This is a genomic window from Pseudomonas sp. KCJK9016 (genome assembly GCF_046231795.1).
Classification (GTDB): Bacteria; Pseudomonadota; Gammaproteobacteria; order Pseudomonadales; family Pseudomonadaceae; genus Aquipseudomonas; species Aquipseudomonas bananamidigenes.
This window is the reverse complement of record NZ_JBJJMM010000011.1, coordinates 34,771-47,500: the sequence shown is the minus strand read 5'-3', so window position 1 is coordinate 47,500 and position 12,730 is coordinate 34,771. Positions and strand designations below refer to the sequence as shown.

Genomic DNA, 12,730 nt, shown 5'->3' with positions numbered 1-12,730 from the left:
TTCATCCAGCATCACTTGATCGATAAGGATCCCAGTCGCGATGAACAGGTGTTACAGCTATGATGACCGCCCGTTCCTGCCCTGCCGAAATAAGCCGATTCCATGCCTTTCGAACTCAGCGTTGACCTCACCACCCTGGCCGTTCTGGCCCTTGTCGCTTTCATTGCCGGATTCATCGACGCCATCGCCGGCGGTGGCGGTCTGTTGACCACGCCGGCGTTGCTCACTGCCGGTCTGCCGCCGCACCTGGTGCTGGGCACCAACAAGTTGAGTTCGACCTTCGGCTCGGCCACCGCGAGTTTCACCTTCTACCGGCGCAAGTTGTTCCATCCGAGGCAGTGGATGCACGCGATCATCGGCACGCTGGTCGGTGCGCTGACCGGCGCCATCGTCGCCCACTATCTGCCGGCGGAATGGCTGAACAAGATGCTGCCGGTGATCGTCTTCGCCTGTGGCCTGTATCTGTTGTTTGGCGGCACGCCAAAGGCGCCACTGGACAGCGACGCACCGATCAAGAAGACGTGGCAATCGAGTCAGGGTTTCAGTCTCGGTTTCTACGATGGCGTGGCCGGTCCGGGCACTGGCGCATTCTGGACCGTCAGCAGCCTGCTGCTGTACCCGATCGATCTGGTCAAGGCCAGCGGCGTGGCGCGCAGCATGAACTTCGTCAGCAACATTGCGGCGCTGTCGGTGTTCGTGTTTTCCGGTCAGGTGGACTGGATCATCGGCCTGTGCATGGGCCTGTCGGTGATGGTCGGCGCATTCTTCGGAGCGCGCACCGCGATCAGCGGCGGCGCCAAATTCATTCGTCCGGTATTCATCACCGTGGTGCTCGGGTTGACCGTGCGCCTAGCCTGGCAACACTGGTTCAACGTGACCTAAGCGTCGCGCCACATAGACGTCGATCAGGTAACGTGCAATCGATTTGGACGCTGGCAACGGCGGCAGGTCGTGCACGTTGAACCACCGGGCGTCCTCGATCTCGTCTTCCTGACAGACAATCTCTCCACCGGCGTATTCGGCGTGGAAGCCCAGCATCATCGAGTGCGGGAACGGCCAGCACTGGCTGCCCATGTACTGAATGTTTTTCACCTCGATGCTGACTTCTTCACGCACTTCGCGAATCAGGCAGTCCTCGGCCGATTCCCCAGGCTCGGCGAAACCGGCCAGCGTGCTGTAGACCCCGGTCACGAAGCGCGGTGAGCGCGCCAGCAGCACTTCATCGCCACGGGTCACCAGCACGATCATGCTCGGCGAGATCCGCGGATAGCTGCGCAGGTCACACGGCTGGCAATACATCGCCCGCTCCCGTGGCACCTGGGTCATGACCTGACCGCAATTGCCGCAGAAACGGTGTTCCCGCGCCCATGTCCCGATCTGTGCGGCATAACCCAGCACCTTGTAGATCGTGTGATCGCCGTCGAGCATGAACGCCCGCAAGCCTTTCCAGTTGCAGCCCGGCACCTCGCTGTGACTGCGCAGCTCCAGCAGGAACACCGGTTCACCATCGAGGTGGCCGATACCATGCTCGGCGAGGATCGACAACTCCTGGCGCTTGAGCCATTCCCGGGGGAACAGCACGCCGTTGTCATCGAACAGAAAGCCCTCGGGGCTGCGCGCGACGGCCCAGCCGCCGGGTTGATCGGTGTCCAGTACTGCGGTGGTCCAGCGAGATGTCATGGTTTTTCAATCCAGAAATTCGGGTTTCTGTTTGCTCATGTGGGCGGCCATGGCCACGCGCAAGTCGTTGGATTGCAACATGGCGGCGTTCCAGGTGGCAACGTACTCCAGACCATCGTCGATGCGATGGTCGCGCATGTAGCTGATCATTTCCTTGGTGCCGGTAACCGCGATCGGTGACTTGCCGGCGATCTCCCGGGCAATGTCCATCACGCCTTCGATCAGGCTGTCCTTGTCGCTGTAGACGCGGTTGACCAGACCGATACTGCGCGCTTCATCGGCGCCAAAGATACGACCGGTGTAGGCCAGCTCACGCAGCATGCCGTCACCGATGATCCGTGGCAACCGTTGCAACGTACCGACGTCGGCCGCCATGCCGATATCGATTTCCTTGATGGAGAATTGTGCGTCTTCGGCGGCGTAGCGCATGTCGCAGGCCGCGATCAGATCGATCGCGCCGCCCAGGCAATAACCCTGAATCGCCGCGAGCACCGGTTTGCGGCAAGTGTCGACGGCATTGAAAGAGGCTTGCAGAGTGAGGATCTTCTTGCGCAACAGGCGCGCGTTGCGGCCGACATCCTTGCCCAGCTCATTGGCCACGCCGGCCAGCATCATGAGATCGATGCCTGAAGAGAAATGTTTGCCGGCTCCGCTGAGCACCACCACCCGCACTTCGTCGGTGTCGTCGATCCACTGGAACACTTCGACGATTTCGCTCCAGAACGCGGCGTTCATCGCGTTGATCTTTTCCGGCCGGTTGATCTGCACATGAGCGATGTTGTCGGCCAGTTCGACGCTGAAGGCGGTGTATTGAGTCATGGCAGAAATCCTTTACCGGTCTGAAAATGAGGCCTGAACTATATCAAGGCCGCAGAACGGCGGTTCGGCCAAATGCAGGACTCTAATCGCCCCTTACGGCCACGAACGCCGCGGTTTCGTATGGCACGGTCATCACATCCCTGCCCCGCAGCTCGGGATCGGACGCGATCAACTCGCGAAGCTGCTCATCGATCCTTGCCCGCTCCGCGTCCGGTAGCGCCGCAATGAAACTGGTGGAACGCACCCGGTTGAAAATCACGTCTTCCGGCGAGCCGGTATGGCCATGATGAAAGTGCTGAGCCTGCAACGGACCGAACGCCGGGTGCGGAAACACTTTGCGCCAGGCGCCGGTGTAGTAGCGCGGCGTGTCGCCTTCCCGGGCATTGACGATGGCATCGAGCTTGGGCACCCAGCCGACCCGGGTATCGCGCAGGTTCCAGATCAGCCCGAGCTTGCCACCCGGCTTCAGCACCCGGGCGATTTCATCCAGCGCCTCGGTGCTGGCGAACCAGTGAAAGGCCTGGGCGCAGACCACCACGTCCACCGAGGCGTCGGGCAGCGGCAGATCCGTCGCCATGGCGCTCACGGCCAGTACGTCGGGCCAGTTGGCGGACAGTTTCTCCAGCATTTGTGACACCGGTTCCACGGCGATCACCTGGGCACCGGTCGCCACCAGCCGTCCGGTGAACTTGCCGGTGCCGGCGCCGAGGTCGATAACGGTCTTGCGGGTGTCCAGATCCAGCGTTGCCGTCAGCCATTCGGTCACCGCCGGCGGATAGTCAGGCCGGCCTTTGACATAGGTTTCGGCGGCGGTTTTGTAACCGGCGGCAGCGCTGTGGTGAACCTGATCTTTCATGGCGCGACTCCCAATGTGGAACGGCGGATCGACGACAGACGCCTGGAGCATAGCGCTCGGGCCTGGGCTTTCCTTGAATGGCAGCTGACAAAGCAATGAATAAAACTTCACCTTGCGGTGTTCAACCTCAGACATGACCCACTATGGAGCCTTGCCCATGACTATCCGTTCCGTTATGTTCGCCGCCCCGTTGCTGATGGCAGCGATGTTGTCCAGCCCTTTGGCCTTGGCCCATGGCGATGAAGACGAGCCGGTGCAGAAACCCAACTGCCCGAAAGGTCAGGTCTACGACAGCAAATCACAGAAATGCGTGATGCAGACCAGCAGTCTGGTGCCGGACGCGGATCGCACCGACTACGCCTATCGTCTGGCAAAGGATGGCCGATATGAAGAAGCGCTGGCCTTGCTCGACACCCTGAAGCAGCCCAATACCGCCAAGGCGCTGAACTATCGCGGCTATGCCACTCGCAAACTGGGACGTACAGACGAAGGCATCGGTTATTACCTGCAATCGGTCAGGCTCGATCCGCAGTATGCGCAAGTACGCGAGTACCTGGGCGAGGCTTACGTCATCAAGGGCCGCATCGATCTGGCGCAGGAGCAGCTGCAGCACATCCGCAAGATTTGCGGCACGACCTGCGAGGAATACCGGGACCTGGCCGAAGCCATCAACGATTCATCGAAAACCTGACACGACACGCGGAGGCGATCATTTTCAGCGATCAGGCATTCAGAGCCGAACTCGGACAACACCTGGCGCGCCTTTGGCGCTACGGCTTGCTGCTGTCGCGTAATCGGCATGTGGCCGAAGATCTGGTGCAGGCCACCTGCGTACGGGCGCTGGAGCGTTCGGGCCAGTACGTGGCCGGCACGCGCATGGACCGCTGGCTGCTGAGCATTCTGCATTCGATATGGCTCAACGAAGTGCGCGCCCGCCGCGTGCGTCAGGGCCAGGGCACCGTGGACGCCGACGGCCAGCTGACCATCGACGGCGAACATGTCGCGCACACCCACGTGATGGCGACTCAGGTGATCCGGCGTGTCGATGCGTTGCCCGAAACCCAGCGCGAAACAGTGTATCTGGCATATGTCGAAGGCCTGTCCTACCGCGAAGTCGCCGAGATCCTGCAAGTACCGATCGGCACGGTCATGAGTCGTCTGGCCACCGCACGCCTGAAACTCGCCGAATACCCGCCGCTGCATGCGGTACCGAACAGCCCAGCAGGAGACCGGCAATGAATACGCCCTCGGACGAACAACTGGTGGCGTATCTGGACGACGAACTGGACAGCGAACAGCGCAGCCGGCTCGACAGCCTTATCGCCGATGATCCGCTACTCAATCTGCGCGTGCAGTGGCTGAACCGCAGCAACCTGCCCTATCGCGACGCTTATGACGAACTCGCCCGACAGGCCCCGCTCGATCGCCTGCAAGCCCGCCTTGATGCCGCACCCTCTGCGCAGCGACCCGGACTAAGCCGCCGCTGGTTCATCGGTGCAGCCGCAGCGGGCATGGCGCTCGCGGGTATGGCGGCCGACCGGTTGTTCATGAGCTGGCAAGCGCAGCAATCGAACGACTGGCGCGAACGGGTGGGCGATTACATGGCGTTATACGTGCCGCAAACCCTTGAGCATCTTGCCACCGACGAGGCCTCGCAACTGGCGCAGTTGCGTACCGTCGATGCGCGGCTGGGCCTGAGCCTGTCGCCGGCGAAACTGAAACTGTCCGGTGCGCAGTTCAAACGGGCACAACTGCTCGAATATGACGGCGTGCCGATTGCACAAATGACCTGGCTCGACGCCACACACGGCCCGCTGGCGCTGTGCGTCACGCGTTCCAACAACGGCAACCAGGCGCTGGCCCACGAACGACGACACGGGATGAACGTCGTGTACTGGACTGAACGCGAGCACGCCTGGATGCTGATCGGTCACAATCCGCCCTCAGAGCTGGAAGGTCTGGCGAAAATGTTCAAGGAGCGGCTGGGCACATGAGCGGGCTTGTCACTATGCTTGGCAAGTCATTCTCCAGGGAGGCCCCCTTACATGCCGATATCGACGCGCACCGCATTGCTGGTCATCGATGTCCAGAACGATTTCACTCCCGGTGGCCGACTGGCCGTGCCCGAGGGTGATCTGATCGTCCCGCTGATCAATCGTCTTGCCGGGCAGTTCAAGCAAGTGATCGTCGCCCAGGACTGGCACCCGACGGGCCACGCTTCATTTGCTTCCAGTCATCCCGGTCGCCAGCCCTATGAAGTGATTCAATTGCCCTACGGTGAGCAGACTCTCTGGCCGGACCATTGCATTCAAGGCTCACACGGCGCCGAGTTTCATTCCGGTCTCGACTTGCCCCACGCGCAGCTGATCATCCGCAAGGGCTGCAACCCGGACATCGACAGTTATTCGGCGTTTCTGGAGGCGGACCGGGCGACCACCACCGGGCTGGCCGGTTATCTGAAAGAGCGCGGGATCGACACGGTATACATGGTCGGGCTGGCGCTGGATTTTTGCGTGATGTTTTCCGCACTGGACGCGCGGGCGGCAGGGTTCAATACCTTTGTGGTGCTGGATGCGTGCCGGGCAATCGACATGAACGGATCACTGGCCTCGGCGATCGAACGGATGCAGGTGGCCGGGGTCGGATTGATCCAGTCCACTGAACTGCTCTGAGGAATGAAGACTTGTGGCGAGGTAGCTTGCTCCCGCCAAGGACACGCAGCGGCCCTTTATAGAGGCCTGCTTCGCAGCCCGACGGGAGCAAGCTCCCTCGCCACGGGTATCGTGCCAATATCAGGTCGGGGTCGGTAGCCATAGCCTGAACCGTGCCCCACCCAACGGTGAGCCCTCCACCGTCAACGTCCCGCCCTGCGCTTCCAGCGCACGCCGGCTGATCGCCAGTCCCAGGCCAAACCCTCCGGTCGCCCGGTCACGACTGCGATCAAGTCGGTAGAACGGCTCGAAAATTCGTTCCCGCTCATCCTCCGGAATGCCGATCCCGTCGTCATCCACCCAGATCTCGCAACCCTTGGGGCAGACCTGCACGCCGATCTGAATGCGCTTTTCGCAGTAGCGCATGGCGTTGCGCAACAGGTTCTGAATCGCCCGGGCGGTCAGACGCGGATCGAGAGAAAAGCGTTCCAGCTGGTTGTGCAGCAACACATCGATGACGATGTCCGGCGATTCCAGTTCTTCGTCGACGCTGCCCAGAATGCTGTCGATGAATTCGTCCAGCGCGACCTCGACCTGCTCCGGCAGACGCGCCGGGTTCTGCAGGCGGCTGTAGGACAGCAACTCCAGCACCAGCTCATCGAGTTCGCGGATGTGCGCGACCAGACCTTGCAGGCGTTCACGGCTGGTTTGCGGCAAGTCATCGGACAGCGCCAGCGCCAGGCCGAAGTCCAGACGGGTCAGCGGTGTGCGCAGTTCGTGGGACACCGCATTGAGCAGGTCGCGCTGCTGATTGAGCAGGTTTTCGATGTCGCCGGCCATGGTGTCGAACACGGTTGCCAGACTGCCAATGTTCGAACTCGGAGCGATTTGCGTACGCTCGCTCAAATGACCCTTGCCGAAACGTTCGGCGGTGCCCTTGAGTCGCTCCAGATCCCGCCAGTGCGGGCGTAACCAGAGCAACAGGCACGCCAGCAGGCTCGCGCCGATCAATACGTTGATGCTCCAGTACAGCAGGTTCACGTCCATCGGATCCGGCGGCACCACCATTTGCACGGCGATTTCCCCGTTCAACGGTGTCACCGCCAGCGTGCGCCAGCCCCAATCTCCGATACGCACCACGTTTTCGCCGCGGCGCAGACGCTCTTGTTCGATCGGGGTGAAATCGGCGTTGTCGATACGGGCCAGGACGATGTGCAGCGGCTGGAAGTCCTTGTCCATCGAAGCGGCAACCGCCGGCCACTGATCCTGCGGCACGGCGCGAAACTGCTTGGTGATCAGCGATTGCAGGCCACGGGAATAGTCGAGGTTATAGGTGACGAAACGATCCCTGAACGCCATCACCACCAGATCCGGCACCAGATAGATCGCCGCGCTGTAGGAAACGATCGTCACCAGATACAGGCGAAACAGGATTCTGAACATCGACTCAGCATTCCCACTCGGAACGGCTGAACAGATAACCCTTGCCCCACACAGTCTTGATCTTGCGCGCTTCGCCGGCGTGGTCGTCGAACTTGCGCCGCAACTTGGAAATCGCCACGTCCACCGAACGGTCGGTGCCGTTGAACTCGATGCCGCGCAGGCGTTGCAGGATCTGATCGCGACTCAACACCTCACCGGCATGACGGGCCAGCACCACCAGCAGGTTGTATTCGCCGCTGGACAGCTCCACCGGTTGATCGCGCCACGTCACGGTGCGCTCGGACAAGTCAATGCACAGATTGCCCATCAGGATGCGATCGTTGGCGGTCATCGGCTCGCCGAGGCTGCTGCGGCGCAGCAAAGTCCTCACTCGCGCCAGCAGAACCCGTGGTTCGCAGGGCTTGGTGACATAATCGTCAGCGCCCATTTCCAGGCCCAGCACCTGATCGTGGCTGTCATCGCGGGCGGTGAGCATCAGGATCGGCAGCGTCGCGGAGTCGGCGCGCAGCAGTCGGCAGACCTGCAAGCCGTCGAGGCCCGGCAGCATCAGGTCGAGAATCACCAGATCCGGCGGATTGAGCCGCGCCCGCTCGCGCACATGGTCGCCACGCCCGATCACGCTGACGGAATAACCGTTGCGTTCCAGGTAGCTGGAAATCAGTTCGGCGAGGGCGGTGTCGTCTTCGACCAGGAGGATGTTGGGCATTGAGGTGTCCAGATATCGCGGTGGTGTTTGTCAGGCCCCCTTCGCGAGCAGGCTCGCTCCCACATTGGATTTGCGTCGTTCACAAAACCTGTGGGAGCGAGCCTGCTCGCGAAAGCGGTTTAACAGTCACGAAATAATTCAAGGCGTAAAGGATATACGCCCGCAATCGTCCCTGAGCAAAACCCTTACACAATTTCACACAGCGCCTACAAAGCTTCACCGCTACCCTCGGTGCCTGCCCGTAGGATGCGCAGATCAATATTGGGGGTTGTACATGTCGAAGAATTTGCTGGCCGGGCTCGGCCTGATCGCATTGGCGCTGACGCTGAGTGCGTGTGATAAATCCTCGGACGCCGAGGAACAGACGCCACCGGCCACGGTGCGGGTCGAAACCCTTGAGGCACGCCCCCTCTCGATCACCAGTGAACTGAGCGGACGCATTGCCGCGCCACGCATCGCCGAAGTCCGCGCCCGGGTGGCCGGCGTGGTGCTGCAACGCACCTACCGCGAAGGCAGCGACGTGAAAAAGGGTGACGTGCTGTTCCGCATCGACCCGGCACCGTTCAAAGCTGATCTGGACAGCGCCGAAGCCGCCCTGCGCAAGGCCGAGGCCAACGCCTTCCAGGCGAAGTTGCAAGAGCAACGCTACGCCCAATTGGTTGACGACAAGGCCATCAGCGCTCAGGACTACGACAACGCCCGCGCCACTGCCCGGCAGACCGCCGCCGAGGTTGCCGCCAACAAGGCCGCCGTCGAGCGGGCGAAGCTGAACCTCGGTTACGCCACCGTCACCGCGCCGATTTCGGGCCGCGTCGGCCGCGCTCTGGTGACCGAAGGCGCACTGGTCGGCCAGAACGAAACCACGCCCATGGCACTGATCCAGCAACTGAACCCGATCCACGCCGACCTCACCCAGTCCACCCGTGAATTGAACGAGCTGCGCCGGGCCTTCCGCTCCGGCCAGTTGCAGCAGGTCGGCCAAGATCAGGTCAAGGCCACGCTGATCCAGGACGACGGCAGTCTCTATCCGCTGCCGGGCAAGTTGCTGTTCAGCGACATTACGGTCGATCCGGGCACCGGGCAGATCGTTCTGCGCAGCGAGTTCCCCAACCCGGACCTCGACTTGCTGCCCGGCAGCTACGTGCGCGTGCGACTGGAACAAGGCGTGATCCAGCATGGCCTTACTGTGCCGCAACGTGCCGTTCAACGTGACAGCGCCGGTGTCGCCCAGGTGCTGACCGTCGACGATCAGATGCGCGTCGCCCTGCAACCGGTGCAGCTGGGCGCCGTACAAAATGATCGCTGGATCGTCACCGGCGGCCTGAAGGCCGGCGACCGCGTGGTCATCGAAGGCTTGCAGCACGCCCGCCCCGGTGAAACCGTGCAGATCGACGACACCCCTCTTCCACTTGCCCAGACCTCTGGTCAGTAAGCAGGACGCTCTTCCATGCCGCAATTTTTTATCGACCGCCCGGTATTCGCCTGGGTCGTCGCGTTGTTCATCCTGTTGGCCGGCGCGCTGGCCATCCCGCAGTTGCCGGTGGCGCAATACCCGGACGTCGCACCGCCGCAGATCGAAATCTATGCCGTGTACCCGGGCGCCTCGGCGCAGACCGTCGACGAAAGCGTGGTCAGCCTGATCGAGGAAGAGCTCAACGGCGCCGATCACTTGCTGTACTTCGAATCGCAGAGCAGCCTGGGCAGCGCCACGATCAAGGCGACGTTCCAGCCCGGCACCAACCCGGAACTGGCGCAGGTCGATGTGCAGAACCGACTGAAGGCCGTCGAGTCGCGTCTGCCGCAGGCGGTCAATCAGCAAGGCTTGCAGGTGGAGAAGGTCTCCGCCGGCTTCCTGTTGTTGATCAGTCTCACGTCCAGCGACGGCAAGCTCGATGACGTGGCGCTCAGCGATTACCTGGCGCGCAACGTGATGAACGAAATCAAACGCATCGACGGTGTCGGCAAGGCCCAGTTGTATGGTGCCGAGCGAGCGATGCGGATCTGGGTCGATCCGCAGAAGCTGATCGGTTTCAACCTGACGCCGGCTGACGTCAACGCCGCCATCGTCGCGCAGAACGCTCAGGTCTCTGCCGGCAGCATCGGCGATCTGCCGAACCCTGGCACTCAGGAAATCACCGCGACGGTTCTGGTCAAGGGGCAATTGTCGACGCCGGAAGAGTTCGCCGACATCGTGCTCAAGGCCAACCCGGACGGTTCCACCGTGCGCATCAAGGATGTGGCACGGGTGGAAATCGGCAGCCAGGAATACCAGTTCGGCACCCGCTTGAACGGCAAACCCTCCACCGCCGTCGGCGTGCAACTCTCGCCGGGCGCCAACGCTCTGAGTACCGCAACACTGATCCGGGCAAAAATGGATGAGCTGTCGCGTTACTTTCCGAAGGGCGTGGAATACAAGATCCCTTACGACACCTCGCCGTTCGTGAAGGTCTCGATCACCAAAGTGGTCTACACCCTCGGCGAAGCGATGCTGCTGGTGTTCGCGGTGATGTTCCTGTTCCTGCAGAACATCCGCTACACGCTGATCCCGACGCTGGTGGTACCGGTGGCGCTGATGGGCACCTTCGCGACCATGCTCGCGCTCGGTTTCTCGATCAACGTGCTGACCATGTTCGGCATGGTGCTGGCCATCGGCATTCTGGTGGACGACGCCATCGTGGTGGTCGAGAACGTCGAGCGGATCATGGCCACTGAAGGCCTGTCACCGAAAGAGGCGACGCGCAAGGCGATGCGGCAGATCACCGGTGCGATCATCGGCATCACGCTGGTGCTGGTCGCGGTGTTCATTCCGATGGCGTTCATGCAGGGTTCGGTGGGCGTGATTTACCGGCAGTTTTCGCTGTCCATGGCCACCTCCATTCTGTTCTCGGCCTTCCTCGCCCTGACCTTGACTCCTGCACTGTGCGCCACGCTGCTCAAACCGGTGGACAAGGGCGAACATCACGAGAAAACCGGGTTCTTCGGCTGGTTCAACCGTCGCTTTGAACGACTGAGTGATCGCTACCAGGGCTGGGTTGGTTACGCGCTGAAACGTACCGGTCGCTATTTACTGATTTACGTTGTGCTGTTGGTCGGTCTGGGCCTGTGCTTCGCACGTCTGCCCTCCTCGTTCCTGCCGGTCGAGGACCAGGGTTACACCATAACCGACATTCAACTGCCGCCGGGCGCGACCAAGAACCGTACCGTGCAGGTCGCCGAACAACTCGAAGCGCACAACAATGGCGAACCGGGCATCAGCGACAGCGTGGTGATCCTTGGTTTCAGCTTCTCCGGCAGCGGGCAGAACGCCGCACTGGCGTTCACCACGCTCAAGGACTGGTCGCATCGCGGCAGCGACGACTCGGCCAGCTCGATTGCCGACCGCGCCAACATCGCCCTGAGCCAGATCAAGGATGCGATGGCGTTCTCGGTACTGCCGCCGCCAGTGGACGGTCTCGGCACTTCGAGTGGCTTCGAGTTCCGTCTGCAAGACCGCGGAGGCCTTGGTCATGCCGCGCTGATGCAGGCCAGAACCGAACTGCTGCATGACGCCGAAGAAAGTCCGATCCTGATGAATGTGCGTGAAAGCGCGTTGGCCGAAGCGCCGCAGGTGCAGCTGGAAGTGGACCGCAAGCAGGCCAATGCGCTGGGGGTATCGTTCGCCGATATCAGCAACGTGCTGTCCACGGCCGTCGGTTCCTCCTATGTCAACGATTTCCCCAATCAGGGGCGCATGCAACGGGTGGTCGTGCAGGCCGAAGGTGACCGCCGCAGCCAGGTTGATGATTTGCTCAAAATGCACGTACGCAATGACGCCGGGAAAATGGTGCCGCTGTCCGCGTTCGTCAAGGCAACCTGGACTCAGGGGCCGACGCAGTTGACCCGATACAACGGCTACCCGGCCATCGCGATTTCCGGCGAACCCTCACCCGGACATACCACCGGTGAAGCCATGGCCGAAATCGAGCGGCTGGTGGCTCAGGGCCCGCAAGGTCTGGGTCAGGAGTGGACCGGTCTGTCGTTGCAGGAGCGCTTGTCCGGCAGTCAGGCGCCGATTCTGCTCGGGCTGTCGCTGCTGATCGTGTTCCTGTGCCTGGCGGCGTTATACGAAAGCTGGTCGATTCCGACTTCCGTGCTGCTGGTGGTGCCGCTGGGTGTGCTCGGTGCAGTGCTGGCGGTCACGCTGCGCGGGATGCCCAACGATGTGTTTTTCAAGGTCGGTTTGATCACCATCATCGGCCTGTCGGCGAAGAACGCGATCCTGATCATCGAGTTTGCCAAGAGCCTGTATGACGAAGGTCACGACCTGATTGACGCCACGTTGCAAGCGGCACGCATGCGCTTGCGGCCGATTGTCATGACGTCGCTGGCATTCATTCTGGGTGTCGTGCCGCTGGCGATTGCCACGGGCGCGAGTTCGGCGAGTCAGCAGGCGATTGGTACCGGGGTGATTGGCGGGATGATTACCGCAACGTTGGCGGTGGTTTTTGTGCCGGTGTTCTTTGTGGTGGTGATCAAAGTTGTCAAGAAATGGGCGGGGCAGTGATTGAGTTATAGGTCATAAAAAGCTGAGGGTTC

At 61.6% G+C, this 12,730-nt stretch carries 12 protein-coding genes; 7 read left to right on the top strand and 5 right to left on the bottom strand.

Going from position 1 to position 12,730, the window contains the following annotated elements:
- Positions 1-102 precede the first annotated feature (102 nt).
- Positions 103-882 (top strand): TSUP family transporter, encoded by a 780-nt coding sequence (locus ACK6BI_RS12975; RefSeq protein ID WP_409317359.1) that lies wholly within the window; start codon positions 103-105, stop codon positions 880-882.
- On the opposite strand, the gene nudC is transcribed toward ACK6BI_RS12975, so the two are convergent.
- The 3 genes from nudC to ACK6BI_RS12960 form a co-directional block, all read right to left on the bottom strand.
- On the bottom strand, positions 850-1,680 hold the full coding sequence (gene nudC, locus ACK6BI_RS12970; RefSeq protein ID WP_409317358.1) for an NAD(+) diphosphatase: 831 nt from the start codon (positions 1,678-1,680) through the stop codon (positions 850-852). The two genes, ACK6BI_RS12975 and nudC, sit on opposite strands and share 33 nt — an antisense overlap.
- A 6-nt stretch (positions 1,681-1,686) precedes the next feature.
- A complete protein-coding gene (locus ACK6BI_RS12965; RefSeq protein ID WP_409317357.1) occupies positions 1,687-2,499 on the bottom strand; it encodes a crotonase/enoyl-CoA hydratase family protein in 813 nt (270 codons plus the stop codon).
- A gap of 82 nt (positions 2,500-2,581) precedes the next feature.
- Positions 2,582-3,355: a methyltransferase domain-containing protein gene (locus tag ACK6BI_RS12960; RefSeq protein WP_409317356.1), complete on the bottom strand. Its 774-nt coding sequence runs from the start codon at positions 3,353-3,355 to the stop codon at positions 2,582-2,584.
- 157 nt (positions 3,356-3,512) lie between these two features.
- On the opposite strand from ACK6BI_RS12960, the gene ACK6BI_RS12955 reads away from it, so the two are divergent.
- The 4 genes from ACK6BI_RS12955 (at position 3,513) to pncA (ending at position 6,027) form a co-directional block, all read left to right on the top strand.
- Positions 3,513-4,046: a tetratricopeptide repeat protein gene (locus ACK6BI_RS12955; RefSeq protein ID WP_409317355.1), complete on the top strand. Its 534-nt coding sequence runs from the start codon at positions 3,513-3,515 to the stop codon at positions 4,044-4,046.
- Positions 4,047-4,108: 62 nt separating this feature from the next.
- Positions 4,109-4,594, top strand: a complete 486-nt coding sequence (locus ACK6BI_RS12950; RefSeq protein ID WP_409317472.1) for an RNA polymerase sigma factor — start codon at positions 4,109-4,111, stop codon at positions 4,592-4,594.
- Positions 4,591-5,349 (top strand): anti-sigma factor family protein, encoded by a 759-nt coding sequence (locus ACK6BI_RS12945; protein ID WP_409317354.1) that lies wholly within the window; start codon positions 4,591-4,593, stop codon positions 5,347-5,349. Before ACK6BI_RS12950 ends, ACK6BI_RS12945 begins: the two co-directional genes overlap by 4 nt.
- 51 nt (positions 5,350-5,400) lie before the next feature.
- A complete protein-coding gene (gene pncA, locus ACK6BI_RS12940) occupies positions 5,401-6,027 on the top strand; it encodes a bifunctional nicotinamidase/pyrazinamidase (RefSeq protein WP_409317353.1) in 627 nt (208 codons plus the stop codon).
- Positions 6,028-6,147: 120 nt separating this feature from the next.
- Here pncA and ACK6BI_RS12935 read toward each other — a convergent pair whose 3' ends face one another.
- Both ACK6BI_RS12935 and ACK6BI_RS12930 read right to left on the bottom strand, forming a co-directional pair.
- Positions 6,148-7,449, bottom strand: coding sequence for an ATP-binding protein (locus ACK6BI_RS12935; protein WP_409317352.1), 1,302 nt, complete (start codon positions 7,447-7,449; stop codon positions 6,148-6,150).
- Between the two features lie 4 nt (positions 7,450-7,453).
- Positions 7,454-8,155, bottom strand: coding sequence for a response regulator transcription factor (locus ACK6BI_RS12930; protein ID WP_065261627.1), 702 nt, complete (start codon positions 8,153-8,155; stop codon positions 7,454-7,456).
- Between the two features lie 274 nt (positions 8,156-8,429).
- Here ACK6BI_RS12930 and ACK6BI_RS12925 point away from each other — a divergent pair, with 274 nt between their 5' ends.
- Positions 8,430-9,587 (top strand): efflux RND transporter periplasmic adaptor subunit, encoded by a 1,158-nt coding sequence (locus tag ACK6BI_RS12925; RefSeq protein WP_409317351.1) that lies wholly within the window; start codon positions 8,430-8,432, stop codon positions 9,585-9,587.
- 15 nt (positions 9,588-9,602) lie between these two features.
- On the top strand, positions 9,603-12,698 hold the full coding sequence (locus tag ACK6BI_RS12920; protein ID WP_409317350.1) for a multidrug efflux RND transporter permease subunit: 3,096 nt from the start codon (positions 9,603-9,605) through the stop codon (positions 12,696-12,698).
- Positions 12,699-12,730 lie beyond the last annotated feature (32 nt).

Coding starts and splice junctions, on each gene's coding strand:
- ACK6BI_RS12975 (WP_409317359.1), top strand. CDS start 103: ATGCCTTTCGAACTCAGCGTTGACCTCACCACCCTGGCCGTTCTGGCC.
- nudC (WP_409317358.1), bottom strand. CDS start 1,680: ATGACATCTCGCTGGACCACCGCAGTACTGGACACCGATCAACCCGGC.
- ACK6BI_RS12965 (WP_409317357.1), bottom strand. CDS start 2,499: ATGACTCAATACACCGCCTTCAGCGTCGAACTGGCCGACAACATCGCT.
- ACK6BI_RS12960 (WP_409317356.1), bottom strand. CDS start 3,355: ATGAAAGATCAGGTTCACCACAGCGCTGCCGCCGGTTACAAAACCGCC.
- ACK6BI_RS12955 (WP_409317355.1), top strand. CDS start 3,513: ATGACTATCCGTTCCGTTATGTTCGCCGCCCCGTTGCTGATGGCAGCG.
- ACK6BI_RS12945 (WP_409317354.1), top strand. CDS start 4,591: ATGAATACGCCCTCGGACGAACAACTGGTGGCGTATCTGGACGACGAA.
- pncA (WP_409317353.1), top strand. CDS start 5,401: ATGCCGATATCGACGCGCACCGCATTGCTGGTCATCGATGTCCAGAAC.
- ACK6BI_RS12935 (WP_409317352.1), bottom strand. CDS start 7,449: ATGTTCAGAATCCTGTTTCGCCTGTATCTGGTGACGATCGTTTCCTAC.
- ACK6BI_RS12930 (WP_065261627.1), bottom strand. CDS start 8,155: ATGCCCAACATCCTCCTGGTCGAAGACGACACCGCCCTCGCCGAACTG.
- ACK6BI_RS12925 (WP_409317351.1), top strand. CDS start 8,430: ATGTCGAAGAATTTGCTGGCCGGGCTCGGCCTGATCGCATTGGCGCTG.
- ACK6BI_RS12920 (WP_409317350.1), top strand. CDS start 9,603: ATGCCGCAATTTTTTATCGACCGCCCGGTATTCGCCTGGGTCGTCGCG.